The organism is Oleiharenicola sp. Vm1 (assembly GCF_047777955.1).
In the GTDB taxonomy this organism is placed as follows: Bacteria; Verrucomicrobiota; Verrucomicrobiia; order Opitutales; family Opitutaceae; genus Didemnitutus.
Map to the genome: position 1 here is coordinate 3,602,920 of NZ_CP180537.1, position 19,653 is coordinate 3,622,572.

Below are 19,653 nucleotides of genomic sequence, written 5' to 3' on the forward strand. Positions count from 1 at the left end.
GGCCGCGGGATCAGAAGCGCTGCGACAGGCTGAGGCTGTATTGCGCGCCGAGGATGTTGTGGCTCGAGCGATCGTATTTGTCGGCGAACGCGGATTCGGCGAGCGGCGGCATGCGGTTGAAGACGTTGGTCACGCCGAGGCGGACAGTCGTGCGCGTCTTCGCATAGGTGTAGCCGAGCTGCACGTCGACGGTCGGCCAGGCGCCGACGGTGCGCGTGAAGTTGTCGCCGCCGTCCGGATCCTCCTTGAACGAGCCGGTGTAGTTGAGCTTCACCGCCGTCGAGAAGTTGCGCCAGTCCCAGGTCGTGGTGAGGCTGCCCTTCCACGGCGGGACCGTGCCCGGACCGATGCCGTCGTTGGGCGCGAAGTAGCCCGAGTAGTGCGTCGTCGGCAGCAGGCCGGGGATCTTGTCGATGTCGTATTTGAACGAGTGCGTGAGCAACAGGCGCCAGCCGAACTTGCCCCAGGCCCCGAACTCGCGCGTGTAGGTCGCGTTGATGTCGAGGGCGGAGAGCTTGAGCTGCGCGAGGTTCTCGGTGCGGACGTCGAGCACCTGCACGATGTAGCCGGGGATGCCGGTGGCGGAGCCGTCGGTGTCGACGATGACGTTGGCGGCGTAGGGGGCGCTGTTGTTCTTGATGAAGGTGCCGTTCGGCCCGGCCGTGATGCCGCCGCCGCGGGCGAAGGCGTCGACGTAGAGCTGCGGGTCCTGGATGATGATGTCGTTCTGCTCGATCTGGTAGTAGTCGAGGCCGAGCGAGAAGCCGCGCAGCGCCTTCGGGGCCCAGACGATGCCGGCGTTGTAGCTCTTCGAGGTCGTCGGCTTGAGGTTGGGGTTACCCTTGAGGATCACGCCCTGGTTGGCTTGGTCGGCGACGCCCAGCCAGGGCATGAACACCTGCGGGAAGCTCTGCACCGCCGTGCCGTCGAGTGCGGCCGGCGTGGGAATGGTGAAGCCTTCCGAGTAGGAAATGCGAGCGGTCAGCTCCTTCGTGATCTGGTCGCGCAGGTAGAAGCGCAGGATGGTCGGCTTGGAGTCGAAGTGGCTGAAGGTCTCGTGGCGGATCGCGGCGCCGAGCTGGAGGGTGCGCGTGAAGGGCGCGTCCCGGAGCAGCGGCACGACGGTCTCGGCGAAGGCTGACTTCACCACGAAATGCGTGCGCAGGTAGGTGGTGGAGTTCCAGCCGGAGCCCGCGGCGTTTTGCTTCTGCAGGTCCGGGTCGCGCTCGAAATCCTCCCAGCGCTCCTCGGCGCCGACGACCGCCTGCACCTGGCCGGCCGGCAGCTCGAACGGCTTGACCGTCACCTGGCCGTTCAGCACCCGCGTGGTCGAGTCGCGCGTGGTGCGGGGCGTGAAGTTGAGGTAGCGGAGCAGGTCCGGGTCGTTCGAGACGGTGCCGGAATCGAAGGGGTTCGTGAAGGGGTTGAAGCTCTTCGCCCCGGTGAACTCGGAGTTGCGGCCCTGCAGCACCTCGAGGAGCCGGGCCCGGTTGAGCCCGTTGCGCTCCTCATCGAGCTGCTCGCTGCGATTCCAGAAATACGACACGTCGTAGCTGAGGCGGTCGCTGATGTCGCCGCGCAGGCCCCAGGTGCCGGCGAAATTGCGGAAGGTCGTCTCGTTGTCGCGCGGCCCGAGGTCGAGGAAACGGTAGTCCCAGCTCGTGATGTCGGCCGCGTTGGCCCCGAAGATCTTCTGGTTCCAATAGTAGTTGGCCTTGATGGTGAAGTCGCCGTCGGAGCTCGTGCTGCGGAAGCTCGCCGGCGCGGGCGCGAGCACGGAGTGCGAGATGGAGTGCAGGTAGTTCACGTCCATGTAGAAGGTCGCGACGTCGCTCTTGTCGAAGAGCTTGTAGTCGACGCTGGTCCAGAAGTTGTAGCGCTTGGCCGGCCGCACCGTCGGCGTGTAGATCGAGAACGTGAAGCGGTCGGACTGCTCCGGCGGCACGTTGCCGTATTGGCCGACGCGGAAGTCGGCGGGCGAGGCCGCGGCCGCGACCGCGTTCTTCACGCGATAGGAGACGGTGCCGCTGTTGGTGACGCCGAACATCTTCAGCGCCTGCGCGGCGGTGAGGTTGAACTTGCCGGGGTTCGGCACGGCGCTGGTGGCGCCGAAGGAGCGGTCCGAGGTCTGCGTCACCTCGTCGCGATCCCGCGAGTAGAGGTCGTTCTGCTCGAAATACGCGAGGCCGAGGGTGAAGTGGCCGCGCGCGCCGAGCTCGCCGCCGAACGCCGCCTCGTAGCGCCGCGCGCTGATGTCGTTCTTGAAGGTGTTCTGGTAGGCCGCGTCGAACTGCGCCCCCTCGAACTGGTGCTTCGTGATGATGTTGATGACACCGCCGACCGCATCGGCGCCGTAGACGGCGCCGTTGCCGTCCTTCAGCACCTCGATGCGGTCGATCGCGAGCATCGGGATCTGGTTGAGGTCGGGCACGGTGACGCGGCGGCCGTTGACCAGGGTGAGGGTCGGCAGGCCGCGCAGGCCGATCACCGCCTGGCCGTTGCCGCCGTTGACGGTGCCTTCGTCGAAATTGCCGCCGCCGAAGCTGGTGGGGTTGAAGCGCAGGAAGTTGTTCACGGACTGCGCCGTCGACTCCTTCGAGATCTCCATCGCGGTGTAGGTGGTGACGGGCAGCGCACCCTCGAAATCCGGGGGCGAGAGCCGGGAGCCGGTCACGCTGAAGGCGTCGAGCTTGACCGTCTTGTCCTTGTCGTTGGTCGGGGTGTCCGGGGTCTGCGCCCAGCTCCAGAGGGGAGCGAGGCACAGGAGGCCGAGGCGCAGCAGCGTCCGGCCGGCAGGGTTTGCTAGTGGTGTGTTCATGGGAGGTTGAGACCGGCGGCAAACGCGCCGCCGCTGACTCCCTCTCTGCGCGCCGTCGCATCCGGACAACGCCCCCGCGACGAGCATGGGGCCCGCCGCGACGACCGTTGGCCGCGCGGACCGGCGCCCGCGCCGCGCTACCGCGCGCTCCGCCAGCGCGTCACCGCGGCGATCACCGGCCCGACGGCGGTGAGGTGCGCGACGAAGACCGGCCCCCAGTTCGGCGGCGGGAAACCGTGGTGCGGCAGCCGCGTGAGCGGCAGCGCTACCAGCTGCATGAACACATAGAAGGCCGCGCCGAACAGCACGCCGGCCGCGAGCCAGTGCGCGCGCACCAGCCCGGAGGCGCGATACAGCGCGAAGAACATCGCCGCCGCGCCGAGCGCCACGCCGGTGTGCAGCGCCAGCCCGAGCGCCGCCGTGGCCGCGCCGCCCTCGTAGGTCGACGGGCCGAGCACGCTGAACGCGATGCCCTGCAGCATGCGGAAAGGGCTGCCGTGCTTGAGCAGCACGAGGACGATCACGTAGCCGATGTCCGCCGCGGCGCAGGCCAGCCCGGCGGGCACGATGGCGGAGATCGCTTCGAAGAGGAAATGAATGCGCGCGGGAGAGCTCATGCGCCCTGGCATCGCGCCGCCGGGCCGCGGGGACAAACCCCGCGCGGCAAGCATGGCCAATCCCGCGACGTGGCCCCGGCGGACGGCGGCGTCACGCGGAGGCGAGATTCTTGACCCGGTCGAGATTGCGGCGGAAGGCCGGGCCGATGAGGAGCGTCGTGCCGTCGTCGAGCCGCGCCGCCTGCGTGCAGGACGAGGTGGCGACGATGCGCTCGAGGTAGGCGAGATTGATGAGGGTCGACTTGTGGATGCGCACGAACTGCGTCGGGTGCAGGAGCTGCTCCACGCGCTTCATCGGCATGCGGATCATCAGGCGGCGCTCGTGCAGGTGCAGGTTGAGGTAGTCGCCCTGGCTCTCGACCCAGCGGAGGTCGCGCTGCTTCACGAAGTGCAGCTCGCCGTCGACCTTCACGGCCAGGCGCGCGTTCTCGTAGCTCGGCGTCGCCGGCTCGGCCGTGGCCGGCGCGGCGGCCTGCTGCTGCAGCTGGGCGGCGAGGGCGCGGAGCGCGTTCTCCGCCGCGGTGAAGTGGCCGTGGTGGATGCGGTGCTTCACGCGGTCGATCGCGCGGTGGAAGCGCGCGTCGGTGAAGGGCTTCACGAGATAGTCCACGGCGTGGTAGTCGAAGGCGCTCAGCGCGTGGTTGTCGTGCGCCGTGACGAAGACGACCTCGGGCCTCTCGCCGGCGGGCAGGGCGTTGAGCACGTCGAGGCCCGTCTTTCCCGGCATCTGCACGTCGAGCAGCAGCAGGCGCGGCCGCAGGGCGCAGATCTGATCGAGCGTCTGGTGCCCGTCCATGGCCTCGCCGACGAGTTCGAGGTCCGCGTCGGCCAGCACGAGCTGGCGCAGGATGCGCCGGGCGGGTTTCTCGTCGTCGGCGATGAGCGTGGGGATCTTGGTCATGCGGGCGCGGTCTCGGGGGCGGTGGAAGGGGCGCGGACGGGGAAACTGAGGGTGACGCGCGAGCGACCGTCCTGGTTGAACGCGCAGTCGAAATGCAGGGCGCGGCCGAAGGTGCGCTCGAGGCGCGAGCGCGTCGAGCCGAGCCCGACGCCGCGGCCGCGCGACGTGGACTCGGCGAACTCGGAGGCGTCGTTCGTCACCTCGAGCTCGAGGCGGAGGCCGGCGCGGCGCGCGCGCAGCGTGATCGTGCCGGGATGGCGCCGCTGCGCGATGCCGTGGCGCACGGCGTTCTCGACGATCGGCTGGAGGATCAGCGTCGGCACCATCACGTCGAGGCAGTCGTCGTCGACCAGGAAGCGCGTGACCAGGCGCTCCTCGAGGCGGAGCTTCTCGATCGCGAGGTAGGCCTGGGCGTAGTCGAGTTCGCGCCAGAGCTCGATCTCGGGCCGGCCGGCGTGCTCCATCAGCTGGCGGAGCAGCGCAGAGAGCTGCGTGATGGCCTCGACCGCCTTGTCGTTCTCGCGCTCGCGGATGAGGGCGGCGATGGCGTTGTGGGCGTTGAAGAGGAAATGCGGCTGGATCTGCTGGCGCAGCGCGGCCAGCTCGGCCTGCGCGAGCTGCACGCGCAGCATCTCCTCGCGCCGCTCGTCGTCGCGCCGCTGCGCCATCAGGTCCGCGATGTAGCCGACGGCGACGAGCAGCGCGTAGAGGTAGAGGTCGATCAGGCTGCGGGCGTCGAGCTGCGTGAGCACGAACGACGGCGACGCGTCCTCCGGCCGGAAGTAGCCGAAGGCGAAGTAAATCGTCCAGAGGCGCAGGAGGTTGCCGAAAGTGAAGATCGCCAGCGCCGCCAGCAGGTGCAGCGCGAGGCGCACGGCCAGGTGCGGGTGGTTCGCCGCGAGGTAGCGCCGCAGCCAGAACACGCCGGGCGTCAGCGCCGCCCACAGCCAGGCGCGGGCCAGCTGCGCCGCGATGGTATAGCCGTGCCCGCGCAGCGTGACCGGCAGGCTGCCGAAGGCCGTGATGTAGGTCTGGATGACCAGCAGCACGCCGATGATCGTCCAGACGCCAAACACCGTCCGCCAGCGGAGCCGCGGCACGGGAGCGATCGACGGGGAGGAATAGCGCGGGAAGACGCGCATGGGCGCAGGGTGTTCGGCTCGCGGGAGGAGTCAACGCGACCGTCGGGGGCCGCGCCGCCCCTCACGACGCCCCGGCGACGACCATGCGGAAAACCGCGACGACCATGGGGAATTCCGGGCGGCCGGCCCTGCCCGGGCCGCCGCGCCCCGGCGGCGGGCGCGCGCGGCGCCGGAAGTTTTATTTGAGTTTCCCGGGACTTCCGGTGTTTGGTGGGGGTTTCCCGCTTTTCCCATGGCCAAAATCGAAGTCAGCCAAGTCGCCGAGATCCTCAAGAAGCACAAGCTCGAGCCCGAGCTCCTGCGCGAGATCGTGGAGGCGATGAACGAGATCACGCAGCCGGCCGCGGACGAGGACATCAAGCCGCCGCCGCCCAAGAAGCAGTTCGTCATCCTCCTCTCCGACCCCGAGGGCAAGCTGCCCGACAAGGACCTGGTCGGCTGGGTCGTGCAGATCCCGGAGAACGCCAGCCCGTTCTCCACCACCGACCGCATTTTCAAGGGTGCCTACGACTTCAACGCCTCCAAGCGCGGCCGCATGCTGCCGGTCAAATCCGTCGGCGAAGCCCTGGAGAGCGCCGGCGCGAAATACTTCAAGGAGGCCGAGCTGTGGGTGAAGACCAAGCTGCCGGTCGCCGTGGTGAAGACCGACAACGTCCTGCCCAAGGACGAGTTCAAGGTCGAGAAGGTCGACCGCCGCAAGAAGGACCCCGCCGCGGACGACGAGTGATCGCACCGGCCGCGCCGCGGGCCTAGAGCCCCGCGGCGTGCGGATCGAGCCCGCGCGCCTTCAGCGCCGCGGCGACCGCCTTCAGGTCGAGCTGCGCGCCGGGCTTCACGCCGCGCTCCCGGAACCAGCCCTGGTTGACCTCGAGGGCGAACTGCAGCTCGCGCGAACGCGAGGCCACCGAGCGCTCGTCGCGCGGATACATCGGGTAGATCTCGCGCAGCACCCCCTGGGAATCGATGTAGCCGATGTCGAGCGGCACGAGGGTGTTTCGCATCCAGAACGCCATCGGCTGGGCGCGGGTGAAGACGAACAGCATGCCCTCGTCGCGCCCGAGCGCCTGCCGGAACATCAGCCCGCGCTCCTGCTCGGCCGGCAGCGCCGCGATCTGCAGCTGCACGACCTGATCGCCGATCTTGATGGGGAAATAATCGTTCACGGTCTTGGGCGCGGCGTCGGCTTCGGCCTTGCCGCCGCAGGCGGTGAGCAGGCCGAGCGCGAAAAGGCAGGAGGCGACAGGAAGGACGAGGCGGGAAAACATTTTTGCGTTTTGGTCGGCTTCATGGCTAGACACAGCCCCTCAAAACTCAACCCCCGTTCCACCGTGGCCCCGCTCCCGCCTCCCCTGCTCTACTCCGACACTCACGCGAGCGCCGATATGCTCTATTTCGGCCAGGTCGAGGTGCACGATCCGTTCGTGGCCTTCGGCGTCGGCCGCAAGAAATACACCGTGCAGGGCGCGCTCGAGTTCGGCCGGGTGAAGAAGACCAGCGCCTTCGACGTCGTGCTCTCGCGCGAGGACTGGCTCGACGCCGCGCGCCGGAAATACGGCCCGCGCGCCGGCATCGCCGAGATGATCCTCTGCCTCGCCCGCCATTTCGGCCAGCGACGCTTCCGCGTGGCCGACGACTTTCCCGCCGCGCTCTACGTCAAGCTCACCCAGGCCGGCCTGCGCCTGCAGTTCGCCGACGGCCTCCTCTTCCCCGAACGCGAGATCAAGACCGACCGCGAGGCCGCCGCCATCCGCGAGGGCAACCGCCTCAGCGCCGTCGGCTTCAGCACCGCCGAAAAGGTCCTCCGCGCCGCCCGGATCAAGGGCCGCCACCTCCTCTACCAGGGCCGCCCGCTCACGTCCGAGCGCCTGCGCTTCCTCATCGATGTCGCGATCAAGGAGCAGGGCGGCGAGGCGCGCGACACCATCGTCGCCGGCGGCGACCAGGCCTGCGACCCGCACGAGCGCGGCCACGGCCCGCTCCGCCCGCACGAGCTCATCATCCTCGACATCTTCCCGCGCCACGTCGCCAGCGGCTACTACGGCGACATGACCCGCACCTACCTCAAGGGCCGCCCGCGCGAGGTGCAGCGCCGTCTGGTCGCAACCGTGCTCGCGGCCGAGAAGGCGGCGATCCGCCGCATTCGCGCCGGCGTCGACGGGCGCGAGGTGCACCAGGGCGTCGTCGATCACTTCATCGCCGAGGGCTACGAGACGAAGCGTGGCGCGAACGGCGCCACGGGCTTCATCCACGGCACCGGCCACGGCCTCGGCCTCGCCGTCCACGACCCGGGCTGCCGGCTCGGGGCGGTGTCCTCGATCCTGAAGCGCGGCGCCGTCGTCACCGTCGAGCCGGGCCTCTATTATCCGGGCCTCGGCGGCTGCCGCTGGGAGGACGTCGTCCAGGTCACCGCCACCGGTGCAAAAATGCTCTCGCGTCACCCCTACAACTGGGAGATTCGCTAACCCCTCCGATGAAGTCCCTGTTCAAGAAGATCTCCAAACTCCACGTCCTCGTCATCGGCGACGTGATGCTCGACCATTATATCTGGGGCGACGCCTCCCGCATCTCGCCCGAGGCCCCGGTGCCGGTGGTGGACATCGACCGCGACACCTACAGCGCCGGCGGGGCGGCCAACGTCGCGCTCAACCTCGCCTCCCTCGGCGCCAAGGCCACCCTCGCGGGCTTCTTCGGCAAGGACGACGCGGGCAAGCGCCTCAGCGGCATCCTCACCCAGAAGGGCATCGCCACCATCCCCACCCCGGGCAGCGGCTCCACCATCGTCAAGACCCGCGTGCTTGTCCGCCGCCAGCAGCTGTGCCGCCTCGACCGCGAGTCCCCGCAGCACGACTACGCCATCGACTCGGGCAAGATCGAGACGACCTTCGAGAAGGCGATCCGCAAGTGCGACGCCGTCATCCTCTCCGACTACGCCAAGGGCCTGCTCACCGACGAGCTCGTCGCCAAGGTCACCGCCCTCGCCCGCGACCACGGCAAGCTCGTCGCCATCGACCCGAAGCCGCGCCGCCGGCTCCGCTTCCACCAGCCCGACCTCATGACGCCCAACCGCAAGGAGGCGCTCCAGCTGGCCGGCATCGAGCCCGAGCCGCACCAGCCCTTCCCCGCCGCCGAGGTCTGCGCCCGCATCTACGAGCAATACCGCCCGAAGCACCTCGTCATCACGCTGAGCGAGGACGGCATGCTGCTCTCGCACAACGGCAAGGCCGGCCGCGTCATCCCGACCGCCGCCCGCGAGGTCTTCGACGTCTCCGGTGCGGGCGACACCTCCATCGCCGCCCTCACGCTCGGCCTCGCCGCCGGCGCCGTGCTCGAGGAAGCCGCCCAGTTCGCCAACGCCGCCGCCGGCGTCGTCGTCGGCAAGCTCGGCACCGCCACCGTCACGCCCGCGGAAATCCTCCAGCACGTCTCCGAGGAGAAATGAGCGGGGCCGGCTTCAGCCGGCCCTGAATTTTCGATTTTGGATTCTCGATTCTCGACTTCCGGACCAATGGCCGCACCGCGCTCGACGGCGCGGTCGCTTCGCTTCCTGTAGCGCACGCGCGTCCGACACCTTTGGCCCCGCCCCCCGTGGAAATCGAAAATCGAGAATCGAGAATCGAAAATGCGCCGGCCGCAGGCCGGCGCGCCCTCTTCCTCGACCGCGACGGCACGATCATCTTCGATCGCGACTACCTCGCCGATCCCGCCGGCGTGGAGCTGATCCCCGGCGCGGCCGGCGCGCTCCGCCGCGCCCGCGCGCTCGGCTACCTGCTCTTCCTCTTCACCAACCAGTCCGGCATCGGCCGCGGCCTGCACACGATCGAGGACACCCACCGCTGCAACGCGCGCATGAACGAGCTGCTCGACCTCGGCCCCGCGCCCTTCGCCGGCATCTGCATCGCGCCCGAGGCGCCCGACCAGCCGTCGCTCTACCGCAAGCCGTCCCCGCGCTTCATCCTCGAGATGATCGCGCAGCATGCGCTCGATCCCGCGCAATGCTGGATGATCGGCGACCGCGAGAGCGACCTCGACGCCGGCCTTGCCGCCGGCATCCGCTCCGCCGCCGTCTGCACCGGCAAATACGACGCCGCCGCGTGGGCCCCGCGCCTGCGCCCCGGCGTGCCGCTCTTCGCCGACCTCGCCGCGTTCGTCGCGACGCTGGCCTGATTCCCCGGTTCGTTCGCCCCTGCCCTTCGTCCGCTCGTCCGGCCAGCCTTGCCACCCCGGCCGCGGCCGGCTCGCCTCCCCCACTCCGCCCGCCATGAACCTGCTCCGCTCCACGCTCCTCGCGCTCGCGTTCGCCCCCGCGGCCTTCGCACAGACGAATCCGTTCGTCGATCCCTACATCGCCGTCCGCGCGCCCGTCTTCGCGCTCACCCACGCGCGCGTCGTCGACGGCCTCGGCCACGCGCCGCTCGAGAACCAGACCCTCGTCCTCCGCGACGGCCGGATCGCCGCCCTCGGCGCCGACGGCACCGTCGCCATCCCCGCGGGCGCCGCCGTCCAGGACCTCGCCGGCAAGACCGTGCTGCCGGGCTTCGTCATGGTGCACGAGCACCTCTTCTACTCCTCGATCACGAAGGGCCCGTTCCACGTGAACGAAATGGAGTTCTCCTTCCCGCGTCTCTACCTCGCCGCCGGCGTCACTTCCGCGCGCACCACCGGCAGCATGGAGCCCTACACCGACCTGCAGGTGAAGAAGGACATCGACGCCGGCCGCGCCCTCGGCCCCAAGCTCCACCTCACCGCGCCGTATTTCGACGGCGAGGGCACGGGCATCACGCAGCTCCACGCCGTCGCCAGCGCCGCCGCCGCCGAGCGCATGGCCAACTATTGGGCCGACGAGGGCTTCACCTCGCTGAAGATGTATCAGAACCTCCCGCTCGACATCATGGCGGCCGCGATCAAGGCCGCGCACGCCCGCGGCCTGCACGTCACCGGGCACATCGGCCGGGTCGGCTACCGCGAGGCGGCCGAGGCCGGCATCGACAACCTCGAGCACGGCTTCATGGCCATGTCCGACTTCAACGCCGGCCGCAAACCGGGCGACGCCTCCAGCCCCCTCGCCAACTACCAGGCGCTCGAAAAACTCGATCCCGCCGGGCCCGAGATCAACGCCCTCATCCGGCTGCTCGTCGACCGCCACGTCGCACTCACCTCCACGCTGGCGATCTTCGAGACCTTCACGCCCGGCCGGCGCGTCGCCAGCCAGGCCGAGCTCGACACCCTCGCGCCGCCGCTGCGCGAGAGCTACCTCACGCGTTGGGCGGCGATCCAGACGCAGAACAACCCGCTCTTCCGCGCCGCCTTCGCCCGGAACCTCCAGCTCGAGGCGCAGTTCTTCCGCGCCGGCGGCCACCTCGTCGTCGGCACCGATCCCACCGGCTACGGCGGCTGCATCGCCGGCTACGGCAACTGGCGCGCCATCGAGCTCCTCGTCGAGGCCGGCCTCACGCCCGTCGAGGCCATCCAGGTCGCGACGAGCAACGGCGCCAAGCTGCTCAAGATCGATGCCACCGTCGGCAGCATCGAGCCCGGCAAGGCCGCCGACCTCGTGGTCGTGAACGGCGACCCGACGAAGGCGATCTCCGACCTGCGCAAGACCGAGACCGTCTTCAAGGACGGCGTCGGCTACGACACCCGCAAGATCCTCGAATCCGTCAAGGGTCTCGTCGGTATTCAGTGACCGGACGGTGTCGGGCGGCTCCGCCCTCCGGTGCCGCCCGTCGCCGCCACACCGCGCGTCGGCCCCGCGTCTCCCGCGCACTCCGCTCCGCTCGCCGGCCCCGGGCAATTTTGCGTAATACGCAAAATTGCCGCCGCCGCGCCGGCCGACTTGCACGGCGCCCGGTCGCGTGTTGAGTGCAGCGCATGCCGGAACTCGCTGAAGTCGAATTCTACCGCCGTCGCTGGGCCGCCGGACACGGCGCCCGCGTGCAGCGCGTGCTCGTCCACGAACGTGCGAAGGTCTTCCGCGGCACCGACGCGGCGGCGCTGGTCCGCGCGCTCGCCGGCGCGCGGCTGCTCGATTCGGAGGCGGCTGCGAAGCAGATGCTGTTTCGCTTCAGCGGCGGAGCCTGGCTGGGCGTGCACCTCGGCATGAGCGGCGAGCTGCGCGTCGAGGCGCCGGACTACGCGCCGACGAAGCACGACCACCTCGTCCTCGTCCAGCGCGAGCGCCAGCTGGTCTTCAACGACCCGCGCATGTTCGGCGCGGTGCTCTTTCACCGCGGCCAGACCGCGCCGGCGTGGTGGACGCGCATCGCGCCGGCGATCCTGTCGCCCGCCTTCACCGTCGCGGCCGTGCGCGCCTTCCTCGTCCGCCGGCGCCGCGCGCCGATCAAGGCCGTGCTGCTGATGCAGGAGCGTTTCCCCGGCGTCGGCAACTGGATGGCCGACGAGATCCTCTGGCGCGCGCGCCTGGCGCCGTCGCGCCCCGCCGGCGCGCTCTCGCCCGCCGGGATCCGCGCCCTGCACCGCGCCTGCCGCGCCGTCTGCCGCGGCGCGCTGCGCTACAACGCCGGCGTCGGCGGCCGGATGCCGGCGGAGCTGAACGAGTTCATGCCCGCCGCGTGGCTGTTCAACCACCGCTGGGAAAAGGGCGGCGACTGCCCGCGCTGCAGCACGCCGCTGCGCCACGCCGCCGTCGGCGGACGCACGACCTGCTGGTGCCCCGCGTGCCAGCCCGCGTAGTTCGTCGTGGACGGACGCGGGCACGCCGGTTTCGCTCTTTCCGTGGCCACCGGCAAACAACGCCTCGACGAACTGCTCGTGACGCGCGGACTCTGCGCGTCGCGCTCGCAGGCGAAGGCGTTGATCATGTCCGGCCGCGTGCGCCACGGCACCGAGCGGCTCGACAAACCGGGCAAGGAGTTTCCCGCCGACTTCGCGGTCACCATCGACCAGCCGCCGCGCTTCGTCAGCCGCGGCGGCGAGAAGCTGGCCGCCTACCTCGAACAATTCCCGATCGACCTCCATGGCGCGCACGTGCTCGACGTCGGCGCCTCGACCGGCGGCTTCACCGACTGCGCGCTGCAGGCCGGCGCGGCGTCGGCCACCTGCGTCGACGTCGGCACCGGCCAGCTGCACGACAAGCTCCGCCGCGACCCGCGCGTGACGTCGCTGGAGAAGACCAACGCCCGCCACCTCGCCCCGGCGCGCTGCCGCGCGCGAGCTACGACATCCTGGTGATGGACCTGTCGTTCATCTCGCTGAAGAGCGTGCTGCCCGCGGTCTGGCCGTTCCTGCGTCCCGGCGGCACGCTCGTCGCGCTGGTGAAGCCCCAGTTCGAGGCCGGCAAGGCCGAGGTCGACCGCGGCCAGGGCGTGATCCGCGACGACGCCGTGCGGGAGCGCGTGCTGGCCGAGGTGCGCGAGTTCGCGCTGCGCGAGCTGCCGGGCGCCTCGCGGCACGGCGAGCGGGAGTGCCCGATCCACGGCGCGGACGGCAACCGCGAGTATCTGCTCGGGCTGCGCAAGGCCGATTAAGGGCGCTTACGACGCGGCGCGCGCGGAGATTGCTGTTTCCAAGCCGGCGCCACCCGCACTAGCGTGGCGGGCCATGGAGCCTCTCCGACGCATCGCCTTCGTCGTCAACCCGGACCGTCCCGGCGCCGCCGAGCTCGGCGCGGAGCTGATGGCGATCACCGGCAAGGCCGCGGTGAAGCGCACCGAGCTCAACCAGGGCCGCAAGCTCCCGCGCGGCTACTTCAAGGGCTGCGACGCGGTCTGCGTCATCGGCGGCGACGGCACCCTGCTGGGCGTCGTGCGCGCCGCGATGCGCGAGAACGTGCCGATCATCGGCGTCAACCGCGGCAGCCTCGGCTTCCTCACCACCTACTCGGCCGAGGAGGCGCGGGCGCATTTTCCGGCCCTCCTCAAGGGCGACTACCGCATCGCCCGCCGCACCCTGCTCGACTGCCGCGCCGGCCCGGGACACCACGACATCGCGCTGAACGACGTGCTGATCAAGAACGAGGTCAACTCGCGCCTCGTGCGCCTGGAGGTCTTCGCCGACGACGAGCTCGTCACCGACTACTACTGCGACGGCATCATCTTCTCTACCCCGACCGGCTCCACCGCCTACAACCTTGCGGCCGGCGGCCCGATCATGCACCCGGCGGCGCAGGCGATCGCGATGACGCCGATCTGCCCGCACACCCTGAGCAACCGCACCATCATCTTCCGCGACCGCGTGAAGCTGCGCATCGTCAACCGCACCGAGGGCGCGCGCCTGCTCGTGGCCATGGACGGCCAGCGCAACTCGCTCGTCACCGGCGGCTCGATCGAGATCGCCCTGGCGCCGCGGCGCATCGCGCTGGTGCAGCCGCGCAGCTACTCGCACTTCTCGGTCATGCGCGCGAAGCTCAAGTGGAGCGGCGGGCTGGCGGAGAAAAAGTGACGCGCCGCGCGCGCGGGAAAACAAAAAGCCCCGGCGCGGGCCGGGGCTGAAATCGCGGGGCACGGCGGACGCGGCGCTCAGTGCGGCTTCTCCGCCTTCTGCGCCTCCTTGGCGGCCTGCTTCTCGGCCTTGGCCTTCTCCTTTTCCGCCTTGGCCTTTTCCTTGTCGGCCTTCTCGGCCTCCGCCTCGGTCCGGTCGATCTTTCCGTCCTTGTTGGTGTCGTATTTCTCCAGGCGCGCCTTCTTGTCGGCTTCGCGCTTCGCGTCCTTGTCCGCCTTCATCGCGGCCAGCTCGGCGTCGTCGAGTTTGCCGTCGTTGTTGGCGTCGTATTTCTTCAGCTCGGACTTGCTTGGCGCCTTGGCCTCGGGCTTGGCGTCGGCGGCGAACGCGACGCTGCTGGTGAACGCCAGCGCGAGGGACGCGGCGGTGAGAATGCGGGGTAGTTTCGTCTTCATACGCGGTGGAGTGTGCCGTCCGGCGCCCCGGCCCGCAAGGGGTGAACTTTACTCCCGACGGATCATTTTCACGGCTTGACGACCAGCTGCGTCCGCTGCGCCGCGGTGAAGTAGCGGCGCGCGAACGCCCGCAGGTCGCCGAGCGTGACCGCATCGACGTGCGCGTCGTAATCGCGCCAGTCGTTCACCGGCTGGCCGTAGACGGCGTTGAGCGCCGCCTGCATCGCCCGAGCCGAGTTGGTCTGCAGGCCCATGCGCTTGCCGGCCTTGAGCCGCGTCTGGCAGCGGCGCAGCTCCTCGGCCGTCACGCCGCCGTCCTGCACGCGCGCGATCTCGAGGGCGAACTCCGCCAGCACCTCGCCGTGCCGCTCGGGGCTGGTGCCGGCGTAGAAGTAGAACATGCCGTCGCGCAGGCCGGTGACGCGGCTGGAGCGGACGAAATACGCGAGGCTCTTCTGCTCGCGCACGCGCTCGAAGAGGTTCGAGGACATGCCGCTGAACAATTCCTCGGCGACCTCGCCGACGTGGTAGTCGGCCGCGAGCAGGCCGGGGCCGGGGAAGGCCTGGAACACGACCGCCTGCTGGCGCGGCTGCGGCTCGACGAACTCGCCCGCGCCGGGTTGCCAGGCGGGCGCGGGCCGGACGGCGGCGCCCCGCGGCAGGCGCGCGAGGAACGCCTTCAGCTTCGGCGCGAGCCGCGCGGGGTCGAAATCGCCCGCGACGGCGAGCACGGCGTTGCCGGCGACGCAGAGCCGGGCGTGCAGGGCGCGGAGATCGGCCGGCGCGATGGCCTGGAGGCCGGCCTCGGTGCCGATGCTCTCGACGGCGAACGGGTGGGCGCCGAAGAATTTTTCCCGCAGCTTTTTCCGGCCGACGGCCACGGGGTCGTCCATCGACTCGCGCAGGCTGGCGAGGGCGCCTTCGCGCTCGATGTCGAGGCGGGCGGGCTTGAAGGCGGGCTGCAGCGCGGCGTCGGCGATCAGCCCGAGCGCGAGCGCGGCGTCGCCGGGCAGCACCTCGGCGTAGAGGCCGAAGCTGTTGTTGCCGGAGAAATCGTTGAAGGTGCCGCCGACTTCCTCGATCGCCTGGGCGACCTGCTCGGCGGAGCGCTTCCGCGTGTCCTTGGCCAGCAAGGTGGACATCAGCGCGCAGAGGCCGCGGCGGTCGGCCGGCTCGAAGAGCGGGCCGCCGGCGAAGGCGAGGCGCAGGTGGAGGTTGGGCAGGCGGCGGTTCGGCTGGAGGAGCAGGCGCGCGCCGTTGGGCAGCTTGATCTCCGTGAAGTCGAGCGAAGCGGGCGCGGGCGCGGACACTGGGGCCGGCGCCGCGGCGACCGGCTTCGGATTGGAGGAAACGACGGTGAGCTTCTCCGGGACGAGGTAGCGCCGCAGCGCGCGCTGGAGGTCGGCCGGCGTGAGGGCGGACAGGCGCGCGAAGTAGCGGCGGGTGTAGTTGACGTCACCGACGACGACCTCGGCGGCGCCGAGGCGCGACGCCTGGCCGGCCATGGTCTTGCGCATGTTGACCTCGGCGGTGACGGCCTGGCGGACCGCCTTGGCAAGGGCGCGCTGGCTGATGCCCTTCCGGGCGACGCGCTCGATCTCGCGCCGCACGGCGGCCTCGGCGGCGGCGCGCTTGTCGGGATCGGCGAGGAACGAGACGTAGAACAGGCCGCTGGTGCCCGGGCTCCAGGTCATGGCGTCGATCGTGTGCACCAGGCGGGCCTTTTCGCGGACGGCCTGCCAGAGGATGGAGCTGTCGCCGTTGCCGAGGACCATGGCGAGCAGGTCGAGGGCCGGCGTGTCCTCGTGCGCGAGGCCGGGGATCTGCCAGCCGAGGCCGGCGCGGGAGACCTGGACGTCCTCGTAGAGGTGCTGGTCGCGGCGCGAGAGCTGCGGGGTCTCGTCCGGCACGAGCACGGGCGCGAGGCGGCGGCGCGGGACGGCGCCGAAGTGCTGCGCGATCGCGGCGCGGGTGGCGGCGGCGTCGAAGTCGCCGACGATGACGACCACCAGGTTGTTGGGCACGTAGCGCTCGCGGTAGTAGGCGAGCAGGTCGTCGCGGGTGTTGGCGGCGAAGACGTCGCGGTGCCCGATGATCGGCTGGCGGTAGGGATGGGTGCGGTAGGCGGTCTCGAACAGCGCCTGGCCGAGCCGCTGGTCGGGGTCGTCGAGGCACATGTCGATCTCGCGCAGGATGACGTCCTTTTCCTTGGTCACCTCCTCGGCCGGCAGGGTCGAGTGCAGCGTGGCGTCGGCGAGCAGGTCGATCGCGACGGCGGTGTGCTCGGCGGGGACGTCGATGTAGTAGACGGTGCGGTCGAAGGTCGTGTAGGCGTTGATGTAGCCGCCGTGGGCCTGGACGGTGGCGGAGATCTCGCGGCCGGCGCGGCGCTCGGTGCCCTTGAAGAGCATGTGCTCGAGGTAGTGCGAGAGGCCGGCGCCGAGGTGGGCGCCCTCGTGGATGCTGCCGGTCTTGACCCAGACCTGCACGGAGGCGACGGGGGCGGCGGAGTCGCGCTTGAGCAGCACGGTGAGGCCGTTGGGCAGGACGTAGCGCTCGATGTCCTCGCGCCAGAGCGATTCAAGGAGCGCGAGGTCGCGCGAACGGGAGGCTTTTTCTGCGGCATGAGAGTGAGGGGACGGCGGCGGAGCGACGCGGCGGGACGAACCGCCCGGCCCGGCCGGCGGGCGGGAGCGTCAGTTCGAGGCGCCGAGCGAAGCGCGGCGGTTGCGGCCCCGGGCGGGCACGAACGGCTTCACGAACGCCTCCTCGAAGTCGTAGATGTCGGCGAAGTCCTCGCGGCGGTCGCTCTCGGTCTTCGAGAACACATTGTATTCGATGAGATTGAAGACGATGTCGCCGATGTCGCGGCAGCGCGTGATGCCCCAGGTGTTGAGCACGGTCTTCGCCAGCGGGCCGAACTGGTCGAGGGCGAAGTCGCGCACGCCGCCGAGCAGCTCGGGACCGGTCACGTGCTGCGAGCGGCCGGCGCGCTCGGGGGCGCGCTTCCGGAGGTCCTTCACGGTGTGGTCGAGCGCCTGGCGGATGAAGGTGTAGGCCTTGCGGTCGAAGCGCGGGTCTTCCTTGCAGATGAGTTCGACGACTTCGCTGAATTCCAGGTCTTGCATCAATGAGTGGGCGGACAGCTAGCACAGGGCCAAGCGGTTCGCAACCAGCGCCTCGCGAGGGTGGCGCGCGGTCCGGCAGGACCGGGGAACCCGCCGCGCGGCCGGCCCGTCGGGCTCAACCGGACAGGGCGTCGACTTTTCGACGAATCGGACGGAATGCCCCTCGCCAAAGGCGTTAAATTTAACAGTGTGCGTCTGGTTATTTTGTCATGATTGCCGCCACTCAATCGAACCATCCTCTGGCCGGCGTGCTCCCACCGAAGCCGGTCGCCCCGCTCGCCGACGCGAGCGCACGCATGCGGAAAGCCGGCATGCGCATCACGAAGCCCCGCATCGCGCTGATCGAGGCGCTGGCGCGACGCACCGCCCCGGTGGCGATCGAGACGCTGCATCACGAGCTGAGCACGATCTCGTGCGACCTCGTCACGGTCTACCGCTGTCTCGCGGCCTTCGAGAAGATCGGCATCGTGCGCCGCAGCTTCCAGCACAATGGCACGAGCATGTATGAGCTCGTGCTCACCGCGCGGCCGGAGCACTACCACATCGTGTGCAAGGAATGCGGCGCGACCGAGCCGGTGGACTACTTCCCGATCGAGGGCGTGGAGCGCGTGCTGCGCGAGCGCGGCTATGCGGAGCTGACGCACCTGGTGGAGTTCTTCGGCGTGTGTCCCCGTTGCCAGCAAGCCGCGGCCGGCAACCGCGTCGCCGCCGCCCAAGCCGGGGAGCCCCCGCCCCGCCGCCGCGGGCCTGAGCCCGGCGGCATCGCCCCCGACGAGCGCGGCCGCCAGCCGCGCTTTTTTGCGGGCGGAGGGCGCGCCCGGCCAAAAGAAGACCGCCGTCGGTTGCACGCGACGGCGGTCTCGTTTTAACGGCGGGTGTTCTAGTGGCAGGCCCGTCGAAGGGGGCGATCGCGCGAGGGGATGGGCTCGCGCCGACGACTGAGCGGAAAACGTTAACCTTGCTGGAGGAGGCTGAGGACGCTCTTGGGCGTCTGGTTGGCCTGGGCGAGCATCGCCGTGCCGGATTGGACGAGGATGCTGTATTTGGCGTATTGGGTGGATTCCTCGGCCACGTCGACGTCGCGGATGCGCGAGATGGCGGCGCCGAGGTTCTCGTATTCGACCTGGAGGGTCTTGGCGGCGAGCTCGAGGCGCGACTGGGAGGCACCGAGCGAGGCGCGCTCGGTGGCGACGTCCTGAATGGCGGAGGTGATCTTGCCGATGGCGTCGGTGTCGGTGACGGAGAGGGCGTAGGCGCCGGACGAGTTCTGGTCGATGATGTCGAGCATGGAGCCGTCGCGGAGGTTGGACTCCGGGATGGTCATGTCCTGGCCGACGGCCTGGCCGATGGTGACGGTGAGGCCGGTGGCGTTGGCGCCGAAGAGCGTGATGCCGTTGAAGGCGCCGAGCGGGGTGTCGATGTCGGCGGTGCCGCCGATCTCGGAGGTGGTGCCGCCGATGGTGGCGCGGAGCTGGTCCTGGAGGGCGTTGAACTCCTCCTGGTAGAGGGCGATGTCGGTCGTGTTCTTGGTCACGTCCTTCGCGAGGATGGCGAGTTCGGACATGCGCGAGAGGATCTTCGTCATGCCGGACATGAAGCCGTCGGCCGTCTGGACGTAGGAGATGGCGTTCTGGACGTTGGTGGTGGCGGCCTTGACGCGGCGGTTCTGGGCGTCGAGTTTCTCGGAGACGGCGAGGCCGGCGGCGTCGTCGGACGGGTTGACGATCTTGGAGCCGGAGGAGAGGCGGGTGAGGGAGCGGCCGAGGGCTTCCTGGGAGGCGTTGAGGTTGCGCGCGGCGGCGATGGCTTGGATGTTGGTGTTGATGACGCTCATGGCGGGTGGTGGTTTGGGTTAAGCCGCGTTGGCCTTGACCGCGGGTTTCGCGGGCGCAGCGGGGGCGGGTTGTTTGCCACCATCCATGGCGGACGACTGAACGGGACCGGCATCCTTGGTCCGGTTGATCTTGGGAAGCGAGGGAAGCGCGGGCGCGCCGGCGGGGCCGTGCGCGGGCTTGAAGACGGCGGCCTGGTTGGTCGCGGCAATGGCGGTCTGCACTTCCTTGCGGAAAATGGGGACCTCGCGCGGGGCGATGATGCCGATCTTCACGACATCGCCGTCGATCCGGTTGATGCGGATCTCGATGCCGTCGCCGATGACGATCGCCTCGTTGGTTTTTCGGGAGAGGACGAGCATG

At 69.9% G+C, this 19,653-nt stretch carries 19 protein-coding genes and 1 pseudogene; 10 read left to right on the forward strand and 10 right to left on the reverse strand.

Features of this window, described 5'->3' with window-relative positions; genetic code table 11:
* Positions 1 to 10: 10 nt before the first annotated feature.
* The 4 genes from ACMYLB_RS17355 to ACMYLB_RS17370 form a co-directional block, all read right to left on the reverse strand.
* The gene (locus tag ACMYLB_RS17355; protein WP_415908208.1) at positions 11 to 2,818 is read right to left on the reverse strand and encodes a TonB-dependent receptor domain-containing protein; all 2,808 of its coding nucleotides are present in this window, start codon (positions 2,816 to 2,818) and stop codon (positions 11 to 13) included.
* 137 nt (positions 2,819 to 2,955) lie between these two features.
* A complete protein-coding gene (locus tag ACMYLB_RS17360; protein ID WP_415908209.1) occupies positions 2,956 to 3,435 on the reverse strand; it encodes a hypothetical protein in 480 nt (159 codons plus the stop codon).
* 91 nt (positions 3,436 to 3,526) lie between these two features.
* The gene (locus ACMYLB_RS17365) at positions 3,527 to 4,336 is read right to left on the reverse strand and encodes a LytR/AlgR family response regulator transcription factor (RefSeq protein WP_415908210.1); all 810 of its coding nucleotides are present in this window, start codon (positions 4,334 to 4,336) and stop codon (positions 3,527 to 3,529) included.
* Positions 4,333 to 5,478, reverse strand: a complete 1,146-nt coding sequence (locus tag ACMYLB_RS17370) for a sensor histidine kinase (RefSeq protein WP_415908211.1) — start codon at positions 5,476 to 5,478, stop codon at positions 4,333 to 4,335. Before ACMYLB_RS17370 ends, ACMYLB_RS17365 begins: the two co-directional genes overlap by 4 nt.
* A 232-nt stretch (positions 5,479 to 5,710) precedes the next feature.
* On the opposite strand from ACMYLB_RS17370, the gene ACMYLB_RS17375 reads away from it, so the two are divergent.
* Positions 5,711 to 6,205 (forward strand): hypothetical protein, encoded by a 495-nt coding sequence (locus ACMYLB_RS17375; protein WP_415908212.1) that lies wholly within the window; start codon positions 5,711 to 5,713, stop codon positions 6,203 to 6,205.
* A 22-nt stretch (positions 6,206 to 6,227) separates the two neighbouring features.
* Here ACMYLB_RS17375 and ACMYLB_RS17380 read toward each other — a convergent pair whose 3' ends face one another.
* The gene (locus ACMYLB_RS17380) at positions 6,228 to 6,743 is read right to left on the reverse strand and encodes a DUF192 domain-containing protein (RefSeq protein ID WP_415908213.1); all 516 of its coding nucleotides are present in this window, start codon (positions 6,741 to 6,743) and stop codon (positions 6,228 to 6,230) included.
* Between the two features lie 63 nt (positions 6,744 to 6,806).
* On the opposite strand from ACMYLB_RS17380, the gene ACMYLB_RS17385 reads away from it, so the two are divergent.
* From ACMYLB_RS17385 to ACMYLB_RS17420, 8 genes are all read left to right on the forward strand, one after another.
* Entirely contained in the window at positions 6,807 to 7,940 is a 1,134-nt protein-coding gene (locus tag ACMYLB_RS17385; protein WP_415908214.1) for a M24 family metallopeptidase, read from the forward strand.
* Between the two features lie 8 nt (positions 7,941 to 7,948).
* Entirely contained in the window at positions 7,949 to 8,917 is a 969-nt protein-coding gene (rfaE1, locus tag ACMYLB_RS17390; RefSeq protein ID WP_415908215.1) for a D-glycero-beta-D-manno-heptose-7-phosphate kinase, read from the forward strand.
* 146 nt (positions 8,918 to 9,063) lie between these two features.
* Positions 9,064 to 9,642: a D-glycero-alpha-D-manno-heptose-1,7-bisphosphate 7-phosphatase gene (locus tag ACMYLB_RS17395; RefSeq protein ID WP_415908216.1), complete on the forward strand. Its 579-nt coding sequence runs from the start codon at positions 9,064 to 9,066 to the stop codon at positions 9,640 to 9,642.
* A gap of 94 nt (positions 9,643 to 9,736) precedes the next feature.
* Entirely contained in the window at positions 9,737 to 11,161 is a 1,425-nt protein-coding gene (locus ACMYLB_RS17400) for an amidohydrolase family protein (protein WP_415908217.1), read from the forward strand.
* A 185-nt stretch (positions 11,162 to 11,346) separates the two neighbouring features.
* A complete protein-coding gene (locus ACMYLB_RS17405) occupies positions 11,347 to 12,168 on the forward strand; it encodes an Fpg/Nei family DNA glycosylase (RefSeq protein ID WP_415908218.1) in 822 nt (273 codons plus the stop codon).
* 42 nt (positions 12,169 to 12,210) lie between these two features.
* On the forward strand, positions 12,211 to 12,666 hold the full coding sequence (locus ACMYLB_RS17410) for a TlyA family RNA methyltransferase (protein ID WP_415908219.1): 456 nt from the start codon (positions 12,211 to 12,213) through the stop codon (positions 12,664 to 12,666).
* On the forward strand, positions 12,666 to 12,962 hold the full coding sequence (locus ACMYLB_RS17415) for an SAM-dependent methyltransferase (RefSeq protein WP_415908220.1): 297 nt from the start codon (positions 12,666 to 12,668) through the stop codon (positions 12,960 to 12,962). The genes ACMYLB_RS17410 and ACMYLB_RS17415 overlap by 1 nt, the downstream gene beginning before the upstream one ends.
* A gap of 73 nt (positions 12,963 to 13,035) precedes the next feature.
* Positions 13,036 to 13,875, forward strand: a complete 840-nt coding sequence (locus ACMYLB_RS17420) for an NAD(+)/NADH kinase (protein ID WP_415908221.1) — start codon at positions 13,036 to 13,038, stop codon at positions 13,873 to 13,875.
* Between the two features lie 77 nt (positions 13,876 to 13,952).
* Here ACMYLB_RS17420 and ACMYLB_RS17425 read toward each other — a convergent pair whose 3' ends face one another.
* The 3 genes from ACMYLB_RS17425 to ACMYLB_RS17435 form a co-directional block, all read right to left on the reverse strand.
* Complete coding sequence (locus tag ACMYLB_RS17425; RefSeq protein ID WP_415908222.1) at positions 13,953 to 14,330, reverse strand: EF-hand domain-containing protein; 378 nt, start codon at positions 14,328 to 14,330, stop codon at positions 13,953 to 13,955.
* 68 nt (positions 14,331 to 14,398) lie between these two features.
* Positions 14,399 to 16,858 carry a M16 family metallopeptidase gene (locus ACMYLB_RS17430; protein ID WP_415908223.1) on the reverse strand — a complete coding sequence of 820 codons (2,460 nt, stop codon included), beginning with the start codon at positions 16,856 to 16,858 and terminating at the stop codon, positions 14,399 to 14,401.
* 168 nt (positions 16,859 to 17,026) lie between these two features.
* Positions 17,027 to 17,458, reverse strand: coding sequence for a Minf_1886 family protein (locus tag ACMYLB_RS17435; protein WP_415908224.1), 432 nt, complete (start codon positions 17,456 to 17,458; stop codon positions 17,027 to 17,029).
* 209 nt (positions 17,459 to 17,667) lie between these two features.
* Here ACMYLB_RS17435 and ACMYLB_RS17440 point away from each other — a divergent pair, with 209 nt between their 5' ends.
* Positions 17,668 to 18,327 carry a Fur family transcriptional regulator gene (locus ACMYLB_RS17440; RefSeq protein WP_415908225.1) on the forward strand — a complete coding sequence of 220 codons (660 nt, stop codon included), beginning with the start codon at positions 17,668 to 17,670 and terminating at the stop codon, positions 18,325 to 18,327.
* An 83-nt stretch (positions 18,328 to 18,410) separates the two neighbouring features.
* On the opposite strand, the gene ACMYLB_RS17445 is transcribed toward ACMYLB_RS17440, so the two are convergent.
* Together ACMYLB_RS17445 and csrA are read right to left on the reverse strand one after the other, a co-directional pair.
* Positions 18,411 to 19,292, reverse strand: coding sequence for a flagellin (locus ACMYLB_RS17445; RefSeq protein ID WP_415908226.1), 882 nt, complete (start codon positions 19,290 to 19,292; stop codon positions 18,411 to 18,413).
* A 141-nt stretch (positions 19,293 to 19,433) separates the two neighbouring features.
* A pseudogene (gene csrA / locus ACMYLB_RS17450) lies at positions 19,434 to 19,652 on the reverse strand (carbon storage regulator CsrA); the annotation flags it as partial.
* Position 19,653: the final 1 nt, after the last annotated feature.

Coding starts and splice junctions, on each gene's coding strand:
- ACMYLB_RS17355 (WP_415908208.1), bottom strand. CDS start 2,818: ATGAACACACCACTAGCAAACCCTGCCGGCCGGACGCTGCTGCGCCTC.
- ACMYLB_RS17360 (WP_415908209.1), bottom strand. CDS start 3,435: ATGAGCTCTCCCGCGCGCATTCATTTCCTCTTCGAAGCGATCTCCGCC.
- ACMYLB_RS17365 (WP_415908210.1), bottom strand. CDS start 4,336: ATGACCAAGATCCCCACGCTCATCGCCGACGACGAGAAACCCGCCCGG.
- ACMYLB_RS17370 (WP_415908211.1), bottom strand. CDS start 5,478: ATGCGCGTCTTCCCGCGCTATTCCTCCCCGTCGATCGCTCCCGTGCCG.
- ACMYLB_RS17375 (WP_415908212.1), top strand. CDS start 5,711: ATGGCCAAAATCGAAGTCAGCCAAGTCGCCGAGATCCTCAAGAAGCAC.
- ACMYLB_RS17380 (WP_415908213.1), bottom strand. CDS start 6,743: ATGTTTTCCCGCCTCGTCCTTCCTGTCGCCTCCTGCCTTTTCGCGCTC.
- rfaE1 (WP_415908215.1), top strand. CDS start 7,949: ATGAAGTCCCTGTTCAAGAAGATCTCCAAACTCCACGTCCTCGTCATC.
- ACMYLB_RS17400 (WP_415908217.1), top strand. CDS start 9,737: ATGAACCTGCTCCGCTCCACGCTCCTCGCGCTCGCGTTCGCCCCCGCG.
- ACMYLB_RS17405 (WP_415908218.1), top strand. CDS start 11,347: ATGCCGGAACTCGCTGAAGTCGAATTCTACCGCCGTCGCTGGGCCGCC.
- ACMYLB_RS17415 (WP_415908220.1), top strand. CDS start 12,666: ATGGACCTGTCGTTCATCTCGCTGAAGAGCGTGCTGCCCGCGGTCTGG.
- ACMYLB_RS17420 (WP_415908221.1), top strand. CDS start 13,036: ATGGAGCCTCTCCGACGCATCGCCTTCGTCGTCAACCCGGACCGTCCC.
- ACMYLB_RS17425 (WP_415908222.1), bottom strand. CDS start 14,330: ATGAAGACGAAACTACCCCGCATTCTCACCGCCGCGTCCCTCGCGCTG.
- ACMYLB_RS17435 (WP_415908224.1), bottom strand. CDS start 17,458: ATGCAAGACCTGGAATTCAGCGAAGTCGTCGAACTCATCTGCAAGGAA.
- ACMYLB_RS17440 (WP_415908225.1), top strand. CDS start 17,668: ATGATTGCCGCCACTCAATCGAACCATCCTCTGGCCGGCGTGCTCCCA.
- ACMYLB_RS17445 (WP_415908226.1), bottom strand. CDS start 19,292: ATGAGCGTCATCAACACCAACATCCAAGCCATCGCCGCCGCGCGCAAC.